Here is a 24,090-nt window from a genome sequence, read left to right as displayed (position 1 = left end):
GTCAGCGGTCCGCGGTGAGCACGATCTTGCCGCGGACCCGACCGGATTCGCTGCGCCGATGCGCGGCGGCGAGTTCGGTGATCGGCAGGATCTGCGCGATGTCGACGGTCAGCTCCCCTCGGTCGACCGTCGCCGCGAGCTCGTCGAGCACGGCCGTCGTCGGATCGACATAGAGTCGGCGCACGCGCGAATCCGGGTGTGTCGCCGGACCTTCGGCGGCCACCACCTGTCCGGTTTCGCTCAGGACGGTCAATGATCGATCCGTGTAGTCGCCGCCGATCAGGTCCACCACCAGGTCGACCTCGCGCACCGCGGTGGTGAAATCGGTGGTCCGGTAGTCGATCGGTTCGGTGACGCCGAGTGCGCGCAGATAGGCGTGATTGCCGGTCCGCGCGGTGGCGGCGATCGACGCGCCGCGCCGCGCGGCGATCTGCACCGCCAGATGCCCGACGCCACCGGCCGCCGCGTGCACCAGGACCCGCTCGCCGGGCCGCACCGAGGACAGTGCCTGCCAGGCGGTGACCCCGGCCACCGGCAGGGCGGCCGCGTGCACCGGGTCGATCGAGACGGGCACGCTGGCCAGTCGATTCTGCTGCGCCACGACGTATTCCGCGTTGGCGCCGCCGAACACCATGCCGTATACCGCGTCTCCCGGCGCGAAACGTGTCGCCTCGTCACCCACGGCGGCGACGATCCCGGACACATCGAGCCCGAGCACCAGCGGTGGCTCCCCCAACTGCCGGTTCACCCCGCTGCGCACCTTCCAGTCCGCGGCGTTGACGCTGGTCGCCACGACGCGCACCAGCACCTGTCCCGGACCCGGTGTCGGCCGCGGCACCTCTGCTCGTTCGAAGACGTCCGGACCGCCGAAGGATCTTTGCACCATCTGCCACATACCGCCGAGTCTGCGCCGAGTGGTGTCCCACCGGTAGTAGGCACCTTTCGGATACCGTGGTACCCCGTGGATACCGTCAGTGGCGATCAGAGTTCGGTCGAAGCGTTCCTGCGGGACTGCCCCGCGCGGCAACTGCTGTCGGTACTCGCCGACAAATGGGTGCTGCTGGTCCTCGGCAGCCTGCGCGAGGCGGGCGGGCCGGTGCGTTTCAACGCCTTGCGCAGGCGCCTGGACGGCATCACCCAGAAAGTACTCACCCGAACGCTGCGCGACCTGGAACGCGACGGCCTGGTCCGGCGCGAGGTGTTCCCCACGATGCCGCCCCGGGTGGAGTACAGCATCACCGCGCTCGGGGCGGATCTGGGGCGGATCAGCCAGGCGATGGGTGCCTGGGTGGTCGACCACCACGCGGAGATCACCGCCGCCAGAGCCGAATTCGATGCCGCGCGCACCGCCGAACCAGCTCCGGTGCCGCAACCGGGGCACCCGTTGTCACCGGTCTCGAAGTGAGAACGGTTTATCGGGGCCCCGACCTGCGTGAACGCAAGACGACACACCGTTGAGCCCGTCGGCCGTTACCACTTCGATAGGTCGAGTTGATCATGGCGGCCTAGACTTGGGATCCGCCTACGAGTGAGTGAAGGGGTGGCGTTTATGAGGAGCGCATTTCGTGTCCTGTTCGTCGCGATCATGGCGGCAATACTGGCCGCAGCCTGGTCGGGAGCCGCGTCCGCGGACCTGATCGGAGGCCAGCGCACCCAATACGGCGGTGGCACCTACGCCGAGGCCAACCTGTCGACGCACACCTTCACCGTCAGCCAGGGTGGACAGGTAGTGCGGGTGATGCCCGCGTCGATGGGCAAGCCCGGCTTCGAAACTCCCACCGGCACGTTCAGCGTGCTCGAGAAAGATCGGTCGGTGGTGTTCGACTCCCGGACCATCGGCATCCCGCTCGACGACCCCGAGGGCTACATCATCGACGGTGAATACGCCGTGCGCCTCACCTGGGGTGGCGTGATGGTGCACTCGGCTCCGTGGTCGGTGGACTCGCAGGGCAACGCCAATGTGAGCCACGGCTGCATCAACCTCGCACCCGACGACGCCGCCTGGTACTACGAGAATGTCGGCATCGGCGATGAGGTCTATATCCACTGGTAAACATTTTCCCTCGTGGCATTCGGCGAACGCGCCGTCAGGGCAGTATCGTGCCCGTAACGAAATCGTTGCGGGACATACCCTGACGGCGACGAGCCTGATGAAGGTGGGGCGATGGATCGACCGGAAGCGCACAGACCGATCGGGGCTCGACAGCACGACCCGGGATCGGCCGGTGCTCCGCTCGCGGCTGTCACCCCGATCCGGCGGTCCCGCGACCTGAGCGCGCCACGGCCCCGCCGGGCGAGCGATCAGCCCGCCGGCGGCGCCCGCCACCGGATCGAAGGCGGGCCGACGACACCGGCCGGTATTCCGGTCATCTCGGCGGCCCGGCTTCGCGACGCCGAACACGACGAGGTCGTTCCCGTCGTTCCGGCGGACGCCACCGTCACCGATCGGCTGCCCGTGGTCGGTGGAAAGTTCGATCCCGGTGCCCGCCACCGTCTCCCGGACACCGCGTTCTCGATCGACGACAACGGTCCCGACACCGATCAACTGCCGATCGTCACCGCCTCCGGCCCCGCGTGGGCGGCCCTCGAACATCCGAGGCCCGGCTACGACGCCGCGTCGACCTGGCATTCGCGTCCCACACCCGAGTACCCCGGTGCGGACACCTTCCCACCACGCGCTGCGGCCGTGCCGACCAGCGGCGCGGACACGTTCCCACGGCGCCTCGCGCCCGAGAACCGTGCGGATACCTTCCCACCACGCCCCGCACCCGAGAACCGTGCGGATACCTTCCCACCACGCCCCGCGGCGGACTACCGAGGTCCGGATACCTTCCCGCCGCACCCGGCGCCCGAGTACCTCGGCGCGGACACCTTCCCACCACGCCTCGCACCCGGTTACCCGGAGACGGACGCCCTGTCATCACACGACACCGACAACGGCGCCGACGACGAATCTTCGCGTGCCGCACCCGATTACAACGGTGACGACGAAGTCTTCGCGCGGATGATCGACCGCTCCAAGCGACGGCGGGTGCCCCGCTGGGTCGCACCACTGGTCGCCTCGGTGGCAGGCGCTGTGCTCCTCGGCGGCACCTATGTCCAACTGCGCGGGCCCGCACCGGCTTCCACGGCGGCGAGCACCCCGCTCATCCCGAGTTCGGTGAGCCCGGTGACGGCCGAGTGCCCCACCGAACAGATCGGTGCCATGGTGCGGGGCAACGGCGCGGGCGGCACCGAGTCCGGAATCGCGGCGATCATGGCCTTCCAGCACGCCTACTACGTCGCGCGCTCCGGCGACGAAGCACGGACCCTCGTGGCACCGGGTGCCGTGGCGCCGTCGGCGGCCGCCATCCAGGCCGGGATCGACTCCACTCCGGTGGGAACTACGCACTGCGTGGAGATCACCCCGGGCGCCTACACCGGGCAGTACCTGGTCAAGATCACCGCGTTCCGACCGGATTCGGCCCCCAGCACCTACACACCACAGCTGGTGGGGACCGCCGAGGTCGGCAACAAGACGCTGATCACGTCATTCGGAGCGGCACCCCGCTAGCTCCGAAACGCGGGCCGGTCTCGACTACGGCCGCCTCGGCACCGACCATGGTCCGCACTCGATCAGCAGGCGGCCGCTGGTCTACCGCCCGTTGACTGGTCTCGACGCGCTGTCGCGCCGAGACCACACGGTATCGACTTCGCCCGCGGGTAGATCCCGCGGGCGAATCGCGAAAGATGCTCAGGCGCGTGCTTTCTCGGCCGCGACGACCACATGGCGCATGAGCAACGCGGTGGTCACCGGGCCGACACCGCCGGGCACCGGGCTCAGCGCCGCGGCCTTACCGGTGACCGACGCCGCGTCGACATCGCCCACGATCTTGCCGTCCGCGGCCTCGTTGGTACCCACGTCGACCACCACGGCGCCGTCGCCGATGTGCTTACCGGTGACCAGGCCGATCCGGCCCGCCGCAGCGACCACGATATCGGCGGGAGTCGTCACCGCGGCCAGATCGGCGGTGCGTGAATGGGCGACGGTGACGGTCGCGTTCTCGGCGAGCAGCAGCTGAGCGAGGGGCTTTCCGACGATGTTGGAGCGGCCGACCACGGTGACCAGACGCCCCTGCAGCGCGATCCCGTGATGCTTCAGCAGTTCGACTACGGCTTCGGAGGTGGCGGGGACGAAACCGTCGAGGCCGGACGCGAGCAGGCCGAGTGAGAGCGGGCTGACACCGTCGACGTCCTTGGTCGCGGCGATCGCCGAACTCACGTCGTCGAGGTTCACGCCCGCGGGCAGCGGGGTCTGCAGCATGATCGCGTCGGTCGCCGGGTCGGCGCTGCGCGCGCTCAGCTCGGCACGGATGGTCTCGGCGCTCGCGTCGGCACCGAGATCGATGCGCTCGCAGGCGATTCCGAGTCGTTCGGCTGCCTTGCGCAGGGAGTTCACGTACCAGGTACTCGCCGGGTCGTCGTTGGCGACGATCAGCGCCAGCGTCGGCGCGGTGCCCGCGGCGGTGAGCGCGGCCGCGCGCTCCTTCGAGTCGGCGTTGATGGCGGCGGCGAGTTCCTTGCCGGTCAGCGAAGCGGTATCCACGGTGTGACACCTTATCCGCCGCCGGACCGGCGACGTGGCGCCGGGCCGCGACGCGCGCAAGCTGGTCGAGGTCCACCGCGGTCCGGAGGGGCGGTCGTAGGGTGTCGGCAGCTCTGCTCTGCCAGCACGTACCGAACCGTTCGCGGGAAGGGTTGCGACTGTCGTGAAGATCTCGAAACACTGGAAACACCTGGCCGCCGCTGTCGTGGCGACCGCCTCGCTGACCGGCACCACGGTCGGCCCGGCCGCCGCGGAAGCCGATGTGGCCGCGCTCTACAACTCGGCACAGCGCCACTTCACCGACGGTGACGACGCCGCGGGACGCGCCGACCTGCGTGCCCTGATCGCCGCCGATCCCCATGATGCCGACGCGCTCGCGCTGCAGGCGATCTGGTCGCACTACGCGGGTGACGGGGCCGCGGTCGGTGACGCCCTGGCCCGGCTCGGCGGTATCGACGCGGGCATGGCGGCGGGCACCAATCGCGTGCTGCACGCGGTGACCGCGGCCGCTGCCACCCTGCCCAACCCGCTGCCCGCGCTCGTCGGTCCACAGACCGGCATCGTGGTCCTCGGCTACGGGCTGCTGCCCGACGGCGCGTTGCGCCCGGAGCTGGAGAACCGGCTCACCGCCGCGTGGTTGCAGGCGATCGCCGCACCGTTCTCACCGGTGATCGTGACCGGCGGCAATCCGCAGAACGGCATCTCCGAGGCCGAGGCGATGCGGCGCTGGCTGGTGGCGCGCGGGCTGCCGGGCGATCGGATCCATGTGGAGGACCGGGCCGGGTCGACCGTGCAGAACGCGCTGTTCAGCACGCGACTGCTGCGCGATCTCGGCGCGACCAGCGCGGTGGTGGTGACCTCGCCGAATCACATTCGGCGCGCGGTCGCCGACTTCATCGTCGCGGGGACGACCGTGGTCGGCGCCACGACCTCGCTCGAACAGCTGGTTTCCCAATTGCCTCCGCCCGCGCGCAACGCCCAGCGCGGGATCTATCTCGACGCGACGCGCACCTTCGAACTGGACACCGCGCGCTGATTCGTCGCGCCCCCACCGTCACCGGCGGTGAAAATTCGGTTGCCCGGTCAGGAACAATCGGCGCATGAGTGGTTCCGGTTTTCCCGAGGTGGTCGTCGAGTTGCGGCGCGCGGGATGTGTATTCGCCGAGGACGAGGCCGCGCTGCTGATCGAGGCGGCCGGCGGCGATCCTGGGCGCCTCGATGCGTTGGTCGGACAGCGGGTCTCGGGGACTCCGCTCGAATATCTGCTCGGCTGGGTGGAATTCCGGGGGCAGCGGGTAGCGGTGCGTCCTGGCGTTTTCGTACCGCGTCAGCGCACGGCGTTCCTGGTGGAGCAGGCGGTCGACGGCGTCGCGCCGGACACGGCGCGAGCCTGCGTGGTCGACCTGTGTTGTGGCTGTGGGGCACTGGGGCTGTGCGCGGCGACCGAGCTCACCGCACGTGGGTGCGATGTCGAGCTCGTCGCCGCTGATATCGACCCCGTCGCCGTCGCCTGCGCGCGCGAGAATCTCGCGCCGATCAGCGCGCCGGTGTTCGGCGGTGACCTGTTCGACGCGCTGCCGGGCGACCTGCGCGGGCGCATCGACATCCTGCTCGCGAACACACCGTACGTGCCGAGTGCCCGAGTCGCGGATCTGCCACCGGAGGCACGCGAGCACGAGCCGCTCGCCGCGCTCGACGGTGGAGCGGACGGGCTCGACGTGTTCCGCCGGGTCGCCGAAGGGGCGGCCACCTGGCTGGCGCCCGGCGGCACGGTATTGGTGGAAACCGGCGCGGGGCAGGTCGACACCGCGTGTTCGGTACTCACCGCGCACGGTCTCGCGCCGCGCGTCGCCGAGTCCGAGGAGTACTACGCCACGGTGGTTCTCGGCACCCGGGATCGCTGATCGCGCGGGCACCACGTCCGTCGAGACCGATCAGTAGTCCGTCGACGAGGCCGCGCGCGCTGCCGCCGGACGCGACGATGCCCCCGTCGACCGATCGCCGCGCGACCCGTCGACGGGGGCACCCGTCCCGAATGCCTACTTGCGTCCGGTGAACTGATCCATCGAGTGGTACACGCCCACCGCGTTCAGGTAGAAGTCGCGAACCTTGATCGGCAGCAGACCGGTCAGTGCCCGGTTCATCCGCGAGGTCCACGGGAGCACCACCAGGGCGCCGCCCTTCTTCATCTCCGACCACGAGGTGTCGACGACCTCGTGCTGCTCGAGCATCGGCGTGAACAGAATGCCCTTCGCGCCGTCGAACATGCCGGTGTTGATGTAGGTCGGGCAGACCGTGGTGACCTTCACGTGGTCGTGGCCCGCCTGCTCGAGCTCGAGGCGCACCGAATCCGACCAGCCCAGCGCGGCCCACTTCGACCCCGCGTACACGGCCATGCGCGGATTGGCGACCAGACCGGCCGACGACGCGATATTGAGCACGCGCCCCTCGCCGGCACCGGCGACCATGCCGGGCAGGAACTCCAGGGTGACGTACATCGGGGCCAAGGAGTTGATCGCCATCGTCTTGTCGATGTCGGCGCGGTTCTCGGTTTCCCAGAAGTAGGTGTTGCCACGGACGATGCCCGCGTTGTTGACGAGGATGTCGATGCCGCCGACCTCCTTGCGCACCGCCTCGCCCGCCTCACGGATCGAGTCCTGCGACGACACGTCCACCACGTAGTGGTGCACCTTGCCGCCCGCGGCGGTCAGCTGCGCCGCGGTCTCGCGCAGCGCCAACTCGTTGATATCCCACAGCACCACCGCGTCGGCGCCCTCGGCAACGGCCTTCTCGGCGAACAACTTGCCGAGTCCCATGGCTGCACCGGTGATGAGGACCCGCTTGCCTGCGACCGTTTCCAACTTCATTCTCGCTACCTACCCCTGCTCGTGTTGCTACTTCTGCCGCATCTACTTCTGGCGCAGCGTCTTCATGACACCGAAAACCAGCGTCATCGTCTTGGCCCACATCTGCTCGGACATGCCGGGCAGCGGCGCGATCGGCAGCACCCGCTGGACCGCGATGGTCTGGGTGTCGATGTACTTCAGCAAGCCTTCGGGACCGTGGCGGCGCCCCTGGCCGGAGATGCCGAGACCACCCGAGGGCGCGTCGACGCTGCCCCAGGCGGCGCTGAAGCCCTCGTTCACGTTCACCGAGCCGGCGTTGATCCGGGCGGCGATCTCCTTGCCGCGGTTCACGTCCCGGCTCCACACGCTGGCGTTGAGGCCGTAGGCGGTGTCGTTGGCAGCCTCGACGGCGGCTTCGTCGGAGTCGACCTTGTACACCGAGACGACCGGGCCGAAGGTCTCCTCGCGGTAGACCGTCATGCCGGGCGCCACGTCGGCGAGCACGGTGGGCTCGTAGAAGTACGGGCCGAGATCCGGGCGGGCACGGCCACCGGCGAGCACCTTGGCGCCCTTGGCGACCGCGTCGTCGACGTGCCCGCTGACGGTGTCGAGCTGACGCTGGAAGGTCAGCGAACCCATGTCCCGGCTGTAGTCGAGCTCGCCGCCGAGCGACATGTTCTTGACGTTGCCGACGAATTCCGCGACGAACTGGTCGTACACGGTGGCGTCGACGTAGATGCGCTCCATCGACTCACACAGCTGACCGGCCGACGAGAAGCACGCGCGCACAGCCAGTTTCGCGGCCTTGGAGACATCGGCGTCGGCCAGCACGAGCAGCGGGTTCTTGCCGCCGAGCTCGAGGGAGTAGCCGATCAGGCGCTCGCCGGCCTGCTGGGCGATGGTCCGGCCGGTGGCGCTGGAACCGGTGTAGTCGACGTAGTCGGCGCGCGCGATCACCTCGCCACCGATCTCCCGGCCGCGGCCGAGCACCGCCTGCCACAGACCGCGCGGCAGCCCGGCCCGCTCGGCGGCGTCGATGGCCCACAGCGCGGTGAGCGCGGTCTGGTTGTCGGGGCGCGCGATGACCGCGTTGCCCGCGAGCAGGGCGGGCAGCGCGTCGGAGGCGGCCAGCGCGAGGGGGTAGTTCCACGGCGAGATGACCGCCACGACGCCCTTGGGCCGGTTGTGCACCTCGACCGAGGTGAGTACCGGCAGCACGCCGCGCGGCTTGCGGTCGGCGAGCAGTTTGGGCGCGACGGTGGCGTAGTAGCGCGCGTTCAGCGCGACGTCGGCGATCTCGTCGAAGGCGTGCGGCCGGGACTTACCGGTCTCGGTCTGCACGATGTCGAGGATGGTGTCCTGCTCGGCGAGCACGATGTCGTGGAAGCGGCGCACGATCTCGGCACGCTGCTTCACCGGGACCTTGGCCCAGTCGCGCTGCGCGTGCCGGGCGACCGCGAAGGCACGTTCGATATCGGCGACCGAGGACTGCGGCAGGTCGCCGATCTTGTGGCCGGTGGCCGGCGCGAAAACCGCGACCGACGGTGCGCCACCGGCGACGCCGCGCTCGAACAGGGGCTTGACCAGCGCGGCGGGCAGCGCGGTGGGTTCGGCGGTCAGCTCGGGGGCTGTCGTCATTGTCGGCCCTTCTCCTCAACAGATGGATCGCGCGGAACGGGTCGCGCACGTTCAGGTTATTTACTGAACACTAGTGTTAGATTAATGCCAGCGCCCTGGTTCGTGTCAAGCTTTCAGTGCGCGAGGACCAGCGGTGAGGGAGGTGCGATGACCGAGGAAGCGACGACGGTGCGTCGCGGGCGCCCGCCGCAGACCCAGGAGCAGGCCGAGGAAGTCCGCGCCAGGATCATCGAGGCGACCGCCGCGGTGTTCACCCGCAACGGTTCGCGCGGGTTGAGCGTCGCCCAGATCATCGAAGAAGCCGGGCTGGCCAGGCCCACGTTCTACCGCTATTTCGGCAATGCGTCCGAGCCGCTGCACGCGGTGCTCGACGCGTCCAACGACGGCCTCGTCGGCGGCATCCGCGAAGCACTCGCCGGCACCGACGAGCCGGTCCAGCTGGGCATCCGGCTGATCGACGCGTATGTGGACTGGGCGCGCGGGCACGGCCCGATGCTGCGGCCCCTGTTCGCCGAGTTGCACGATCCCGGCTCGGTCGTGTCGGGCTATCGCGAACGCGCCCTCGACGACATTCGCGACCTGGTGCGCAAGACCTTCGGCGAACTCGGGCGCCCGATCCCCGCACCGCTGGACCTGGACGCGGCACTGCACGTGTGCGAGTACATCGTCTACCGGCTCACCGCGGGCAGCGAGCCGGGCAGCGATCCCGATCCGGCGCTGGCGTCCGAGGCCAGGGTGACCATGATTCGCGTCCTGCTGGTCACCCTGGGCACCCGCGACGATCTCGCCTACGCGATGGAACTACCCGGCCTGTTCCCTGATCCGTAGCGCCGCGGGGTCCCCGGCCGCGCGTCCGGCGGTGACCAGGGCGAGCGAGAGCAGCGCCGCGCCGAACCAGCCGACGAGACCGAGCCGCTCATCCAGCAACAGCACCGCCAGCAACGTGCCGGTGAGCGGTTCGAGCAGCGCCAGCAGTGCGCCGGTGCCCGCGCCCGCCGCGGTGAGGCCGCGGAAGTAGCGCGTGTACGCGATGGCCGTCGGAAACAGCCCGAGCGCGAGAGCTCCCAGGATGCCGGGCAGATTCGGGTCGAGCGCGGTGCTGGTCATGGCCGCGGGCAGGGCGAGCAGGATCGCGCCCGCGGTGAACCCGACGCCGGTGCCGGTGACGGGGTCGAGTCCGGTTACCGGAACCGCGGCGATCACCGTGAGCACGGCGAAGGCGGTGGCCGCGCCCAGGGCCATGGCCGCGCCCCACAGCGCCCGCGCCCCGTCCGCACCCGGTGCGCCGACCAGCAGCGCGAGGCCGGTGAGGGCAAGCGCCATGCCGCAGGCGCGGGTGCGATCGAGAGCTCGCCTGCCCGTGAGGTACTCGGCCAGCGCGACGACGACCGGCGACATCCCGATGGTGATCAGGGTCGCCAGGCTCACCGAGGACAGTGCCACCGCGCCGAAATAGCAGCCCTGGAACACCGGCGCCAGGACGGCGATCGCGCCGATGCGTCGCCATGCGGGCGCACCACGCGGGATCGCCCGGCGGGTGAGCACGCAGAGTCCCACCAGCAGCAGCCCACCGACGGCAAGGCGCACGGCGGCGACCGCGATCGGGGACAGGCCGGTCGATCGTTGGACGAGGGTGCCGAGCAGGCCGCCGGTCCCCCAGAGGATTCCGGCGACGACGAGATCAGCTGTGCCCGTGCGGGCGGACAGCGAAACAGACATGGGTGTGCGCTCCTGCGACAGAAGGTGAGGGGGTCGCGAGAAGCGAGGTGCTGGAGTGAGCAGGCTCGACGAGTCTGCCCGGCGAAACCACGGGCGGGCCGGTTCGGCCGGTGCGCGCTACTACCGAGCGCGGCGGGGCACCTCGCTCAGGAGGCGGGCGGCGGGGTGGAACGGAAGCACTCGTGCACGTCGCGAGTGTACTCCACACAGAATCTCCACATTTGGCGTCGCAACCCTCCACACCCGCTCGCTAGGGTCGCACCATGGACAACAGTGGGGGCGGGACGGGACAGGCGGCACGCCGGATCCTGGTGGTCGACGACGAGGTGACGATCGCCGAGTCCGTGGCCGCGCGGTTGCGGGCCGAAGGGTTCACCGTCGACCTGGCACACGACGGGCCCGCCGCGGTGGCGGCGGCGCTGGCGGGGGAACCCGATCTGGTGGTTCTCGATGTGATGTTGCCGGGGTTCGACGGGCTGGAGGTGTGCCGCCGGATCCAGGCCGAGCGCCACGTGCCCGTTCTCATGCTCACCGCGCGCACCGACGAGACCGACCAGCTCATCGGGCTCGGCGTCGGCGCCGACGACTATCTCACCAAGCCGTTCTCGATGCGGGTGCTCGCCGCCCGGGTGCACGCCCTGTTGCGGCGGGTGGATCGGGCCGCCGAGCGCGGCGACACCAGCATCGTCGTCGGCGATCTGCGGATAGATCTCGCCGAACGGCGGGTGTGGCGCGGTGACACCGAAGCACGGCTCACCCCCCTGGAATTCGACCTGCTGACCCGGCTCGCGCAACGTCCGAGGGCGGTGCTGGCCAGGGAGCGATTGCTCGAGGACATCTGGGACTGGTCCGACGCGGCGGGGACCCGCGCGGTGGATTCGCACGTGAAAGCGTTGCGGCGCAAGCTCGGTGCCGATCTCATCCGCACCGTACACGGTGTCGGGTACGCCCTGGACGCGCGATGACGACCGCCGACCGCGCCGCGGAGTTGATGGACCGGATCGCCGACGTGCTGCCGCGGCCGCTGGACCGGCTGCGGTCGATCAAGCTCAAGCTGGCCGTGTTGATGTTGTGTTCGGGCGGTGTCGCGTTCGGGTACTTCCGGCTGAAGATCGGCTGGCTGCCGCCACGCACCACGGTGGCCGCGATCGGGATCGCGCTGCTCACCTCGCAGTTCCTCGCCCACGGGATCACCCGGCCGCTGCGCGAGATGACCGCGGCGGCGCGGCGAATGGCCCAGGGCGACTACAGCTTCCGGGTGCGGGCGTCCTCGCGGGACGAAGTGGGTCAGCTCGCGACCGCCTTCAACCAGATGGCCGCCGACCTGGCCGCCGCCGACCGGCAACGGCGCGACCTGATCGCCAACGTGTCCCATGAGCTGCGCACGCCGGTGACCGCGCTGCACGCCGTGCTGGAAAATCTGGTCGACGGGGTGAGCGAACCCGACCCGGCGACGCTGCGCACCGCCCTGGCCCAGACCGAACGCCTCGGCCTGCTCGTCTCGGAACTGCTCGACCTGTCCAGCATCGAGGCGGGCGCGTTCACGCTGGATCGCGAGAACCTGCCGCTGGCACCACTCTTGGCGGAGGTGATCGCCGAAGCCGAGGTGATGACCGCCGCGCTCGGTCGCGGTGTCCGGTTCACCACCGGGATCGAACCCGGCTGCACGACCGTGTTCGCCGACCGGGCCCGTCTGCATCAGGTGCTGTTCAACCTGCTCGACAATGCCGCCAGGCACGGCCCGTCCGGCGGCGAGGTCCGTGTGTCGGCATCGACCCACCCGGAGGGGACCGTCGTCGAGATCCAGGACGACGGCCCCGGCATCCCGGAAGCCGAGCGCGCCACCGTCTTCGACCGTTTCACCCGTGGCGGGCGCACCGACGGCGGCGGCACCGGCCTCGGACTGGCCATCGCCCGCTGGGTGATCGACCTGCACGGCGGCACCATCGCCGTCGCCGACCCCGGCTCCCGCATCCGCGTCGTCCTTCCGACGGACTGACCTCTACTTCGAAACCAGCGACCCGGCACTTAGGTCCCGGGACGCATCCGCACATCTCCAGGAGGGGAAACCATGTCCGACAAGCCGATACCCGAGGCACCGACGCCCGATCAGAGCACTGCCGAGAACCAGCACATCGCGGCACGAGCCGCCGACAAGCCCGGCGCCGACACGACCACAACCGCGACCGACCCGGCAAGCGAGGCAGTCGCGGGCGGCGTGCCCGACTCCGGCAGCACCGCCGCAGACCCCGAGGTGGGCGGCGATGCGACAGGCTCCGGTACTCAGTCGACAGCTGTGCTCACCAAGACCTCGCCGGACCCGGCCACGCCGCCCGTCTCGGTCTCGTTCGCGAAATTACTGGCCGCTCCACCCGGGACCGCCGACCTGCGAACCGCGGCGTGGCCGAGTCTGCCACCGCCCATTCCCCCTGTCCCCCCACGCTGGCAGCGGGTAGCGCGCCCACCCGGTGTCCTCCCGGCCGCGGCACTCGCCGGAATCATCGGCGCCACGGTGATCCCGCTCGACCGTCCCGGCATCGGCTGGCTGATCGCGGGGACCGCCATCGCCGGAGCTCTCTGCGTCGTCGACTATCGCGCCCGGTCCGGCGGTCCGTCATCCGAGCCCACCTCGGATTCCGCACCGACGGCCGAAACGTCACCCGCGCCGGCTCCGTCCACGCCGGTGCCGGCTGCGGCCGACGAAGTCAGCACGAACACCGCTGAATCACCGCAACTTTCGGATACCGGTGCACTCGCACCGTCCAACGCCGACGACGTCGCGGCAGCCTCCCGCGCTGTTTCGATCGGCGATCGGGCCTGGTGGGCGGCAGCCGCGATGGTGCTGCTGGGAGTGGGAACGGTTCGGGCGGCGGGCTGGCTGTTCGTGCTGTGTGTGCTCGCGGCATGCGTCGCCGGGTCGCTGGCGGTGTTGGGACGACGAAGTGTGCGCGGCATCGCGCACGATATGTTCGCGGTGCCGTTGGCATCGTTCGGGGCGGTGCCGTGGGCGTTCTCGGGGCTGCGGGAGTCGCGGTCGGTGGGGACCTCGAGTATCCGCCGGTACGGGATCTCGGTGGCCGCGACGGCGGCGTTGCTGGTGGTGTTCGTGCCGCTGCTCGGTGGGGCGGACGCAACCTTCGCCGAGCTGCTGAACGGGCTCGTCCCGACCGTGGACGGCCCGGCCATGTGGCAGTGGATCTTCTTGTTCGCTGTCGTCACGGTAGGTGTGCTCGGAGCGCTGTATGTGCTTGCCGGGCCACCTTCACGCGCGGCGGATTCGGTGCGGCCGCAGCGGCTGTGGTCACGCAGTGAGTGGATGCTGCCGGTCGGGGCGCTGACGGTGTTGTTCGCGGTATTCGTCGGCGCGCAGTTCGTCGCACTGTTCGGTGGCGACGATTACGTGCAGCGCACCGCCGGTCTGACCTATGCCGAATACGCACGCAGCGGCTTCTGGCAGTTGTCGGCGGTGAGCGTTCTGACGCTGGCCGTGATCCTCGCGGTACTGCACTGGTCGGTGCGGGAAACCACTGCCGACCGCCGGTCGCTGCGCGTCCTGCTGAGCGCGGTGAGCGTACTGGCGCTGGTCATCGTGTGCTCCGCACTGGGCCGGATGTGGACCTACCAGCAGGCTTACGGGTTCACCGTGCTGCGCCTGCTGGTGACCACCTGCGAGCTGTGGGTCGGCCTCGTCTACGTTCTCGTGCTGGCCGCCATCGCACGACTGCACTGGAGCTGGGTGCCGCGCGCCGCGATCGGCACGGCGTTGGCCACCCTCATCGCCCTCGCGGTGATCAATCCGGAATATCTTGTCGCCGAACGCAATATCGACCGCTGGCAGACCAGCGGCCGCCTGGACGCGGACTACCTGAGCGGTCTCTCCCCCGACATCCTTCCCGCCCTCGACCCGCTGCCCGCACACCTGCGGACACAGATCGAAACCCCCGTCGTCGACGACCTCGACCCCGACCACTGGTGGTCCTGGAACTGGTCTCGCAGCTCAGCCCGCTGACCGCCGCAGGCACGCTCGCTCGTTACGGGCGACCGCGCGTCATCACTCACTACCCCTGCGGCGCAACAGTTCTGGACAATCCGCTGGCTCGCAGGACCCGGCGGCCGATCGCGGCGCGGATGGCGTCCTCGGTGCCGATGACGCGGACGTGGGAACGCGCCCTGGTGATGGCTGTGTAGAGGAGTTCCCTGGTGAGCAGCGTGGATTCGGGCTCCGGCAGCACGACCGAGACGGTGTCGTACTGACTGCCCTGGCTGCGGTGGATGGTCATGGCGAAAACCGTGACCACCGCCGGGAATTGAGTCGGGTGAACCAGGTAGGGCTCGCTGCCGCGCTGGAGCGCGGCGCGCAGCGAGCCGTCGGAGCGGCGGATGATGACGCCGGTGTCACCGTTGTAGATGCGGGCTTCGTGGTCGTTGGCGGTGACCAGCAGCGGCTGGCCGGGGTACCAGACCGATTGCGGCCCTTCGGGTCCCGCGCCGCCCGCCGCGGCCCACTCGGCCGCCATGCGGTCCCAGCGTTCCACGCCGAACGGGCCCTGGCGGTGGGCGCAGAGCAGGCGATGCGACTCGAGGGCGGTCAGTGCGCCGATCGCGTCGCCGGTTTCGGCGGCGGCCGTGACGGCGAGGGCTGCGGTCGTCACGTCCGCCCGCACCGCGCGAACATCGTCGGGGCCGCACAGCGACACGTCGTCGCCTCCCGCACGCAGAATCGCCAGCGCCGCATCGGCGTCACCCGCGCGAACGGCGACCGCCAAATCGGCGATGTGGCCGCCGAATCGGCGCCCCCTGGTCAATCGGACGATCCCGCCCTGCAACCGCCGCTGCTCGAGAGCCGTCAGCGAGTGCGCCTGCGTCACTGGTGGATCGACCGGCGATCCTTCGGAAGTCCCGGGTACCGCGTCGACATCGAGGCCGAGCACCTCGCGCAGCGCGGGATTGGGCGCGCCGCTCACCGGCCCGGCCACGAGGTCGGCCAGCACGGCACCCGCGTCGACCGAGGCGAGCTGGTCGGGGTCGCCGACGAGCACGAGGCGAGTATCCGGGCGCAGCGCGGAGAACAGGTGGCTCATCATCGTCAGCGACACCATCGAGGTCTCGTCGACCACGACGACGTCGTAGGGCAGACGGTTGTGCTCGTGGTGGCGGAATCGGGTGGTGCGTCCGCGTTGCCAGCCCAGGAGGCGATGCAGGGTCGAGGCGGTGAGTTCGGGCAGGCCGAGGACGGCGGCTTGTTCGCGCACCGCTTCCTGCAGGCGGGCCGCCGCTTTGCCCGTGGGGGCGGCGAGCGCGATCCGCAAGGCGGGCAGTTTCGGCGAGGCGGCGCGATGGGCGGTGAGCAGGGCCAGGATCCGGGCGATGGTGTGGGTTTTGCCGGTGCCGGGGCCACCGGCGACGACGGTGGTCCAGTGGGTCGCGGCCAGGGCAGCGGCCAGACGCTGCCGGTCGGGGCCCTCTCCGAGCGGGTCGGCGAAGAGCCGATCCAGTTGTGCGCGCACCAGTTCGGTCTCGATCGCGGGGTGGTCGGCGCTGCGTTCGGTGAGCACTCGTCGCAGGGTCTGCTCCTGCTGGTAGTACCGGTCGAGGTAGAGCAGCGCGCCACCCTCGGCGTCGGCTTCGACGATCCGCAACGGGCGCAGTGGACCGGACTGACCACCGCAGATCAGCGGACTGCGCCGCAGGGCCGTGAGCACCCGGTCGGTGTCCGGCCACGGCAGGGTCGCGGGGTCGATTCCCGTGACGCTGTCGCGGGTTTCGTCGGCATCGATGCCGATCTCGCGCATCCGGGCCAACTCGAGACACACCGATCCCGAGCGCACCGCGCGCACGGCCAGCGCCGCCGCGAACAACACGTCCTCGCTGTCCTCGCGCCCCATGCGACCCAACCGCACCGCCACGTGCACGTCCGCCGCCGACAGGACCCCCGCCTCGTTGAAGACCCGCAACAACCCGGTCCCCCGCTGCGCCACCTGGATAGATGTCATGATCGCCCCGCCAGTAGGTCCGACAGCGCGACGACGAGTTCCGCCGAAGGATGCCAATCGAAGACGCCGTGTCCCGGTGGGGTCGCCGCGCCGATCATGCCCCGCACGAACAGGTATCGGGCGCCGCCGAGATGGCGATCGGGGTCGTAACCGGGCAGCCGCCAGCGCAGGTACCGGTGCAGCGCCACGGCATACAGCAGCGCTTGCAGCGGATAGTGCGAGCGGATCATCTCCGCGACCATGTGGTCGCGCCGATAGTGCTCGACGGTGAGGTCGCCGGTCCCGAGCCGGTTGGTCTTGTAGTCGACGATCAGATAGCGCAGCTCACCTGTCTCGTCGGGCACCCGCAGCACCGCGTCGATACTGCCGGTGAGATAGCCGCGCAGCACCGTATCCGGCAGTGCGGCAACATGATCGGCGTAGCCGGCAAGGTCGTCGTCGGCGGGCAGGTGGGTACGCAGCAGCGCGGCGATGGCGTGCATCCCGGCCGAGCGCGGTCCGGGTGAATCACCACCGCCGAGCGGGAGCTCGAATTCCAGTTCGTTGAGCCGGTCACGGGTCGCGATCTCGGCCAGGGATCCAAAATCGGCCGGGGTGCGCAGAACTTCGAGCAGCGCGGTCGAGAGCAGATCGACATCGAGCTCGGCCATCGTGTGCTCGACCGCTTCGACACAGCGCTGGTGGACCTCGGCAGCGAGATCGGGCACCGAGGTGTCGACCGTTTCGAGAACACCGTGGACCAGCGTGCCGAACTCGGCACCATAGGGCAGGTCGTTCATCAACGACGGGTCGGCCGTGCTGCCGGTCAGGGCGTCGACCGGCGCCTCGGTCGGCTCGTCGTCCGGCCCCGGGCCGTCCTCGGGTTCCTCGTCGGCCACGCCAGGTGCGTCGTGCGCGCCCGCGGTGAGCGCCGAATACGACGTGCGCCGCCACTGCTGGTCGAGCGCGCGGGTGAACCCCGCGGCCGCCAGCTCGCCGGTCGGCAGCTCGGTGCGCACCCGCCGGGGCGCCACATCCTCGGGACGGTCGACCACGGTCACCGAGATCACCTCCGATGCGGACGCGGCCCATTCGGAAATCCGTTGCGCCGCAGCGGTGTCGGCGGGAATCTCGGCCCGGCGCGGTACCTGCGCCGATCCCGGGCGCCGACCCAGCATCATCCGGTGCAGCGGCGCGGCGCCGGTGGTCACCGCGGGCGCCCACCACGCGACGATCTGGCACATCGCCCGGGTCAGCGCCACATACAGCAGCCGCAGTTCCTCCCCCGATTCCTCGGCCTCACACCGCAACTGGCGCTCGCCGTACCCGGGCGCCTCCTTGCCGCCGATATCGAGCACCCTGGTGCCGTTGTCGTCGTGGAACAGCAGCGTCGCCGGATACGGATTCTTGGCGCTGTCCCAGGTGAAAGGCAGGTAGACGATCGGGAATTCGAGGCCTTTGCTGGCGTGCACGGTGGCGATCTGCACGGCCGCCGCGTCCCGATCGAGGCGGCGGCTGCGGCCGCTCACGCTACCGGCCTCCGGCTCGCGCACGCGGTCGGCGAGCCAGCGGGTGAGCGCGGTCAGGCCGAGCCCCTCGGCCAGTGCCACCTCGTCGAGCAGCTGCGCGATGTGGCGCAGGTCGGTGAGTTCGCGTTCGCCGTTGTCCACCGCCAGCAGGCGGGGCGCGAGGTCGGTCTCGGTGGCGAGCTTGTCGAACACGGCGGCGAATCCGGCGCGCGCGAACAAGCGCGCGGCGTCACGCAACTGGGTCGACACCCGGCCGACGAGATCCGCACCGCCCGAGTCGATCTCGGCGGCGGTCACACCGAGGATCGGTGTGCACGCGGCCAGCCGCACCCGGTCGCCGCGATGCGGTTGTTCCAGGGCCCGCAACACCCACAGCCAATCGGTCGCGGCGACGGTAGCGAAGACGCTGGTGCCACCGGCGAGAACGGAGGCGACCCCCACCCGGTCCAGAGCCGCACGCACCACATCGATCTGGGATCGGGTGCGCACCAGTACCGCGATATCGCCCGGCCCGATCGGCCTGCGCACCCGGCCGTCGCCGACCTCGTTGAGCGAATGATCCCCGCCGCGTACAGGTTTGGCGTCGATGGTGGTACCGGATTCGAGCAGGGTGACGATATCGGCGGCCAGGTCGTCGGCGACCTTGCTCCGCTGCCTGCCCACCGACGGGAACCCCGACCGATTGCGCGGACCGGCCCCGGTCCGTGGGAGCACCCGGAGTCGCAGCGGGCTGATGACGTCCGGCTCACCGTGCAGGCGGGTCGTCGGCCGCGTCGGCGTGACCGGGTAGACGCTGATCTCGGGATGACCCAATTCCGCACCGCCACACAGGTGGTCGATGGCGCGCAGCAGTTCGGCGTCGCTGCGCCAGTTGCGGGTGAGCTCGCTGCGTCGATCGGCCAGCGCCACGGCGTCGAGGTAGCTGAGCACTTCGGCGCCGCGGAAGGCGTAGATGGCCTGTTTCGGGTCGCCGACCAGGACGAGGGTGGCGTGTTGATGGAAGGCCAGGCGCAAGATGTCCCACTGCAACGGATCGGTGTCCTGGAACTCGTCGACCAGCGCGACCCGGTAGCGCTGCCTGATCCGGGCGCGGGCGCGCGGCCCGTGTTCGGCGTCGGCCAGCACGTCGTGCAGCAGGACCAGCAGATCGTCGAAATCACGCAGTCCCGCACGGCGTTTGCGGCGTTCGGTCTCGGCGCGCACGGCGCTCGCGAAGGCGACACGCTCCCCCGCCGCGCCGTCGGTGCGTGGCGCGAGGTCGGCATGACGGTCGTGAACCGCCGCCAGTGCCAGGGTGTGGGCATCGCGCAAGGTGAACGGGGCGCGGTCGCGGGCGTAGCGGGCCAGATACAGGTCGTCGGCGACGGTGCCGACGAGTTCGTCCACCGATTCGACCAGCCGAGCGCCGGGATCGTGTTCGCCGGCCAGGCCGAGTTCGTCGAGCATCCGCTGGCAGAACGAGTGGGTGGTCGCGATCGTGCCCGCGTCGAAATCGGCCAGAGCGGTGAGCAATCGGTGCCTGCGCAAGCGCACCGTGGCGGGGTCGGCGTCGGCCATCGCGCGGACGAGCTCGTCCTGATGGTGCCGTGCGGCATCGGGCTCCGCCAGGGCGGTCGCCACCGTGACGAAACGGTCCCTGGTGCGCTCGCGCAATTCCTGGGTGGCGGCGCGGCTGAACGTGACGAGGAGCAGTTCGGTGATCGCGATGCCCGCCTCGGCGACATAGCGCACCGCGAGCCCGACGATCGCGTGCGTTTTGCCGGTACCCGCGCTGGCCTCGAGCACCGTGGTGCCCTGCGGCAGTGGACCGGTGGCATCGAAGGCGGTCGGCGCCGAGACGGTTCCCGTCACGGCTGTCCCTGACTTTCGGCGGCGAGCAGCGGCGCCCACCAGCGGCGCGCGAGCGCACCGAAGTGGGTGCTCTCCGGCTCGCCCGGCCGGCTGGTTTCGGTGGCGAGACCGGCGAATCGCGGTGCGCGGCCCCAGACGTAGCGCAGGTACCGGTCGGTGTGGTCGCCGAATTTGTCGGGGCCGTTGGGCCCGCCGTCGAAGGCGTGTTCGGCGGCGAGCAGGGCGTCGGCGACGCTGTCACCGCGGAAGCGTCGCTCGGCGTAGGCCGCGGTGGCGGCGGGCGCGCAGGGCAGCGGTTCGCACAGCCCCTCGTCGCGCAACCGGACCAGATCACGCAGGATCGCCAGCGCGGCAGGCGCTTCGGGTGCGGTGATCACCGATCTGGCCACCGGCCTGCTGCGGAATTGCCCCCGCCCGGTGCTGATCGCCTGCCACGAGCGGTCTTCGGTGGCGGCGAGGGCCAGCAGCGACACCCAGGACGCGAGCCGGTGTTTCGGCGCGAGCCGCGAGTAGGTGGTGCGCACCAGCGTTTCGCCGCGAACCTCGGGCACGGTGCCCGCGAGGGTGCGGCCGTTGCCGAGGTCGACGGCGATGTCGACGGCGCGCGGCGGCGCCTCGTAGTCGGGCAGCGCGGTCCGCACGAGGGTGTCGACGGTGCCCTCCACTTCGTCGAGCACCCTGGCCCCGAAACCGAAGGGGGGCAGGGTGCCCCGGCGCCATTCGGCGGCGCGCAGCCCGGCCGGGTCGGCGCCGGTGAGGCGAGCCGTCAGCATGCGTTCGCCGAGGTCCCATTTGGCCAGGCCGTCGAGTTCGATCGGGAGCTGATCGGCGATGTCCTCGGATTCCTCGGGCACCCGCAGGCCGAGCCGCTGCCACAGGAACGCGCGCACCGGGTGTTCGGCGAACGAGATCAGTTCCGCCAGTGCGACATCCGCGACGGCAGCAGGTGGCAGCGCCGCCGTGAGCAGCGGTGGACGCGGCCGGGACGGGCGCGCGGCGGCGCGGGCACCGGCCAAGGCGACGGTGTCGAAGCTGCGTGGCTTCTCAGGGGCGAAATTGCGCCGGTCGAAAGCCTGCAGGGGATGGCGAATGTGGACGGCATCCATCACCGCCGGACCCACATGGGTGGCAAGCACGTCGAGCAGCTCGGCGACGGGGACAGCGGGCGGACGAGCGGCGCCGGTGACCGGGTCCGCACCGGTGTGCAGGATCAGCAGCCTGTCCCCCGCGGCCATGACGGCGTCGAGGAGGAGTTGCCGGTCTTCGCTGCGCGCATCGCGTTCGCCGACCAGCGGGTTCCGGGCCAGCAGATCGTCACCGTCGACGCCGCCCGGACGAGGGAAGACGTCGTCGTCGAGGCCGAGCAGTACCACCACACGGTGGGGCACCGACCGCATCGGCACGAGCGTGCACACGGTGAGTTCGCCGGTGCGGAAGTTCGCGCGGCCGGGGCCGCCCGCCAGGCGGCTGGTCAGCAGGACCGCCACGTCGGCGAGGCGCAGCGGGGTGTCGCCCGCGTGTTCGGTGGCGGCCACGATCTCGCGGCGTGCTTCGGTGCGGATCCAGGCATGCGCGTCGGGCACGTCGGTGAGCAGCTCGACCGCGCGCAGCAGCACCGCGGTCCATTCGGCGGCGGGGCGCGGGCCGCGCAGGTCGCGCAGGCACACCGCGAGGCGGTCGATGAACTCGGCGAAGCGGCCGGCGAGGTCGACGTCGTTGGAGTCGACATCGTCGAGCGGCAACGCCAGATCGAGCCAGTCGTCTCCGGATTCGTCGGCGGTGACACCGAGCAGGATGCGGTCCACGGCGGCGTTGAGGGTGTTCTGGGCGAAATCGGCCAGCCCGAACGCCTCGCGTTGACGCTGCCCGATCCCCCATCGCGCGCCCGATTCGGCCGCCCACTCGCGCAGCCGTTCGATGTCGTCGTCGTCGAAACCGCAACGGCGGCGGACGGTTTCGCTCGCCGCCAGGTCGAGCACCTGCGTCACCGTGACGCGTCCGTCGGCCAGTTCGAGCAGTTCGATCACCACCGCCAGCATCGGGTTGGTCACCGCCCGCCCGCGATCGGCGAGCCGAACCCGCAACTGATGCGCCGGGTGTTCGCCGTCGACCGGCAGATCCACCCCGGACCCGCGCTGACCGAACGCCGCGCGCACCAGCGGCGCGAACGCCTCCACGTCCGGGCACATGATCAGCACGTCACGCGGCTCGAGCGCCGGATCGGCCGCGAACGTGCTCAGCAGCAGATCCCGCAGCACTTCCACCTGCCGCGCCGGGCCGTGACACGCGTGGATCTCGACGCTGCCGTCGGGCACCGCCCCGATCTCGGGGACGCGGTCCGCGCGAACAGCGGTCTGCAAGGCACCGAGCAGGGTGGGCGCGGCCGTCTCACCGGCGAGGTGAATATCGCTGTCCAGCACCGGGTTCAGGCGCTGCTCCAATTCCCGCACATCCCGGGCCAGCCCCGAGAGCAGCGGGTGGGACACCAGATCCGCGGTGTGGTCGTCCGCGCGCGGACGGACGGCCGCGTCGTTCGCACGGCGATCAGCGCCGACGGCGTTGCCGCCCGGGTCGGCCGTGCCGTCGCCCCCGACAGCCCGTTCGTCGAGTCGACCCTCCGCGAGTACGGACGCGTCCTCGTTCACCGCGATGCCGACGGCTACCCGGCCGAGCGCGGCCCACATCGCCGGACTCGGGTGCGCCGACCAGAGGTGGACTTCGCGGTGGGCGGCGAGAGCGGTGACCACGGCCAGCTGATCGGCGGGCAGACGGGTGAGCCCGAACAGGGAGAGCCGCTCGGGCAGGTCGATCGAGGCGGGTTCGGCGCGCAGGTGGGCGCAGGCATCGGCGAGCCGTTCGGCCGGGCTCGGGACGCCCACGGCGCTGCGCAGGGCGCGCCACAACCGCGGTTGCCAGGCGAGGTCGTCGGGCACCGGCCCGCCCGCGCCGTCGGTGTCCGCGCCCGCCGCCCAGTCGAGCAGGACATGCGGGCGTTGCGCGGCATAGGACTCGAAGAGGGCCGCGAGGTGGGCGGCCGTGGAGTAGCGCCTGCCGAGACGGTGATCCGTACCGGGCAGGCCGAGATGCCGAGCAAGGACGGCTGCCCACGGCTGGTCGGCGACCTCGTCGACCACCCGCAGCAGCGTCCACACCAGCCGCTGACCCGCCCACGGATCGTCGGCGGGCGCGACCCCACTCGCACCGGCCAGCACCTCGGCCACCAGCGCCGCGGGCGCGGGAAACGCGATATTGGCGGCCACCCCGTCGCGGGCCTCGGCGCCGACGACCCCGAGCACGCCCGACAACCGTTGCGCCAGCCAGCGCTCCACCCCCTTGGCCGGCACCGCGACCACTTCCGTGGCGAAAGGATCGGCGGGAACATCACCCAGCAAACGCCCCAGTCCGTCGGCCAGCGCGTCGGCGCGTTCGGCGCGATGGAGGTGCAACGGCATCCGTTGTTTATACGCCCAGCGACCGACCCGCAATCGCGCGGCCCCGGCACCACCACTGCACCGGGCTAGTGAAATACGCCACACCGCAAGACGTCCCGGCCCCGCCTGCGGCGCCCTCGACGCCGGGCGTGGGATCGTGGCGGTTCGGGTGGGACAGTACGGCCGCGGGCGAAAGGCTGGTTTCGTTTCATGATCGCGCAGGTGTTTCCCCTGGTTCCCGGTGGCGGCTTCATCGTCCGCCGAGTGGGCGGGCGCTGGGAGCTGATCAATTCCCGGCGCTACGGGCCTGATCAGGTACTGCATTCGTGGCCGCTGGACCGGCACGGCGAAGCGTTCGAGCACTGCCACCGCCTCAACGGCTGCACCATCGCCACTCCGCACGCCGCGCATCACTGACAGCAATTGCGCTGTGCCGCAACAACCCTGAGCGACGACAGCGTGCGTCTGGGCGGGGTTGTCGCGCCTGATGCCTGATTTGGGGTGAAGTAGTGCATTGCG

Annotated in this window: 17 protein-coding genes and 1 pseudogene; 10 read left to right on the top strand and 8 right to left on the bottom strand. The window is 70.6% G+C overall.

Translation table 11 applies throughout. The features are described 5' to 3' along the window. Position 1: 1 nt before the first annotated feature. Complete coding sequence (locus tag ACFULV_RS13560; protein ID WP_378656297.1) at positions 2 to 895, bottom strand: NADP-dependent oxidoreductase; 894 nt, start codon at positions 893 to 895, stop codon at positions 2 to 4. A 66-nt stretch (positions 896 to 961) separates the two neighbouring features. Between ACFULV_RS13560 and ACFULV_RS13555 the strand changes: the two genes are divergently transcribed. The 3 genes and pseudogenes from ACFULV_RS13555 (at position 962) to ACFULV_RS13545 (ending at position 3,553) form a co-directional block, all read left to right on the top strand. Next, positions 962 to 1,405 carry a winged helix-turn-helix transcriptional regulator gene (locus ACFULV_RS13555; RefSeq protein ID WP_378656294.1) on the top strand — a complete coding sequence of 148 codons (444 nt, stop codon included), beginning with the start codon at positions 962 to 964 and terminating at the stop codon, positions 1,403 to 1,405. Between the two features lie 231 nt (positions 1,406 to 1,636). Further along, positions 1,637 to 2,053, top strand: a pseudogene (locus tag ACFULV_RS13550) (L,D-transpeptidase); the annotation flags it as partial. 111 nt (positions 2,054 to 2,164) lie between these two features. Continuing rightward, positions 2,165 to 3,553 (top strand): hypothetical protein, encoded by a 1,389-nt coding sequence (locus tag ACFULV_RS13545; RefSeq protein ID WP_378656291.1) that lies wholly within the window; start codon positions 2,165 to 2,167, stop codon positions 3,551 to 3,553. 180 nt (positions 3,554 to 3,733) lie between these two features. Here ACFULV_RS13545 and ACFULV_RS13540 read toward each other — a convergent pair whose 3' ends face one another. Then, positions 3,734 to 4,585 (bottom strand): bifunctional 5,10-methylenetetrahydrofolate dehydrogenase/5,10-methenyltetrahydrofolate cyclohydrolase, encoded by an 852-nt coding sequence (locus ACFULV_RS13540; protein ID WP_378656289.1) that lies wholly within the window; start codon positions 4,583 to 4,585, stop codon positions 3,734 to 3,736. A 163-nt stretch (positions 4,586 to 4,748) separates the two neighbouring features. Between ACFULV_RS13540 and ACFULV_RS13535 the strand changes: the two genes are divergently transcribed. Together ACFULV_RS13535 and ACFULV_RS13530 are read left to right on the top strand one after the other, a co-directional pair. Continuing rightward, a complete protein-coding gene (locus ACFULV_RS13535; protein WP_378656286.1) occupies positions 4,749 to 5,621 on the top strand; it encodes a YdcF family protein in 873 nt (290 codons plus the stop codon). 64 nt (positions 5,622 to 5,685) lie between these two features. Then, on the top strand, positions 5,686 to 6,489 hold the full coding sequence (locus tag ACFULV_RS13530) for a putative protein N(5)-glutamine methyltransferase (RefSeq protein WP_378656283.1): 804 nt from the start codon (positions 5,686 to 5,688) through the stop codon (positions 6,487 to 6,489). Positions 6,490 to 6,624: 135 nt separating this feature from the next. Here ACFULV_RS13530 and ACFULV_RS13525 read toward each other — a convergent pair whose 3' ends face one another. Then, on the bottom strand, positions 6,625 to 7,452 hold the full coding sequence (locus tag ACFULV_RS13525; protein ID WP_378627296.1) for an SDR family NAD(P)-dependent oxidoreductase: 828 nt from the start codon (positions 7,450 to 7,452) through the stop codon (positions 6,625 to 6,627). A gap of 42 nt (positions 7,453 to 7,494) precedes the next feature. Further along, positions 7,495 to 9,069 carry a succinic semialdehyde dehydrogenase gene (locus ACFULV_RS13520; RefSeq protein WP_378656281.1) on the bottom strand — a complete coding sequence of 525 codons (1,575 nt, stop codon included), beginning with the start codon at positions 9,067 to 9,069 and terminating at the stop codon, positions 7,495 to 7,497. Between the two features lie 147 nt (positions 9,070 to 9,216). Between ACFULV_RS13520 and ACFULV_RS13515 the strand changes: the two genes are divergently transcribed. Continuing rightward, positions 9,217 to 9,897, top strand: coding sequence for a TetR/AcrR family transcriptional regulator (locus tag ACFULV_RS13515; RefSeq protein WP_378627293.1), 681 nt, complete (start codon positions 9,217 to 9,219; stop codon positions 9,895 to 9,897). Here the strand turns inward: ACFULV_RS13515 and ACFULV_RS13510 are convergent. Next, a complete protein-coding gene (locus ACFULV_RS13510; protein ID WP_378656279.1) occupies positions 9,871 to 10,788 on the bottom strand; it encodes a DMT family transporter in 918 nt (305 codons plus the stop codon). The two genes, ACFULV_RS13515 and ACFULV_RS13510, sit on opposite strands and share 27 nt — an antisense overlap. Positions 10,789 to 11,051: 263 nt before the next feature. On the opposite strand from ACFULV_RS13510, the gene ACFULV_RS13505 reads away from it, so the two are divergent. From ACFULV_RS13505 to ACFULV_RS13495, 3 genes are all read left to right on the top strand, one after another. Further along, entirely contained in the window at positions 11,052 to 11,753 is a 702-nt protein-coding gene (locus tag ACFULV_RS13505; RefSeq protein WP_378656277.1) for a response regulator, read from the top strand. Further along, positions 11,750 to 12,787 carry an ATP-binding protein gene (locus tag ACFULV_RS13500; protein WP_378656274.1) on the top strand — a complete coding sequence of 346 codons (1,038 nt, stop codon included), beginning with the start codon at positions 11,750 to 11,752 and terminating at the stop codon, positions 12,785 to 12,787. The genes ACFULV_RS13505 and ACFULV_RS13500 overlap by 4 nt, the downstream gene beginning before the upstream one ends. A 72-nt stretch (positions 12,788 to 12,859) precedes the next feature. Continuing rightward, a complete protein-coding gene (locus tag ACFULV_RS13495) occupies positions 12,860 to 14,797 on the top strand; it encodes a DUF4153 domain-containing protein (RefSeq protein ID WP_378656272.1) in 1,938 nt (645 codons plus the stop codon). A 49-nt stretch (positions 14,798 to 14,846) separates the two neighbouring features. Here the strand turns inward: ACFULV_RS13495 and recD are convergent, their stop codons facing one another. The 3 genes from recD to recC are packed head-to-tail and all read right to left on the bottom strand — an operon-like array spanning position 14,847 to position 23,592. Then, positions 14,847 to 16,781, bottom strand: coding sequence for an exodeoxyribonuclease V subunit alpha (recD, locus tag ACFULV_RS13490; RefSeq protein ID WP_378656269.1), 1,935 nt, complete (start codon positions 16,779 to 16,781; stop codon positions 14,847 to 14,849). Then, positions 16,778 to 20,140, bottom strand: a complete 3,363-nt coding sequence (locus ACFULV_RS13485; protein ID WP_378656266.1) for a UvrD-helicase domain-containing protein — start codon at positions 20,138 to 20,140, stop codon at positions 16,778 to 16,780. The genes recD and ACFULV_RS13485 overlap by 4 nt, the downstream gene beginning before the upstream one ends. Beyond that, complete coding sequence (recC, locus tag ACFULV_RS13480; protein WP_378656264.1) at positions 20,137 to 23,592, bottom strand: exodeoxyribonuclease V subunit gamma; 3,456 nt, start codon at positions 23,590 to 23,592, stop codon at positions 20,137 to 20,139. The genes ACFULV_RS13485 and recC overlap by 4 nt, the downstream gene beginning before the upstream one ends. A gap of 189 nt (positions 23,593 to 23,781) precedes the next feature. Between recC and ACFULV_RS13475 the strand changes: the two genes are divergently transcribed. Next, positions 23,782 to 23,988 carry a hypothetical protein gene (locus tag ACFULV_RS13475; RefSeq protein WP_101467248.1) on the top strand — a complete coding sequence of 69 codons (207 nt, stop codon included), beginning with the start codon at positions 23,782 to 23,784 and terminating at the stop codon, positions 23,986 to 23,988. Positions 23,989 to 24,090 lie beyond the last annotated feature (102 nt).

This window comes from Nocardia sp. NPDC057272 (assembly GCF_042668615.1).
Taxonomy (GTDB): Bacteria; Actinomycetota; Actinomycetes; order Mycobacteriales; family Mycobacteriaceae; genus Nocardia.
The sequence above is the reverse complement of the archived record's forward strand: the minus strand, read 5'-3'. Positions and strand labels throughout refer to the sequence as shown.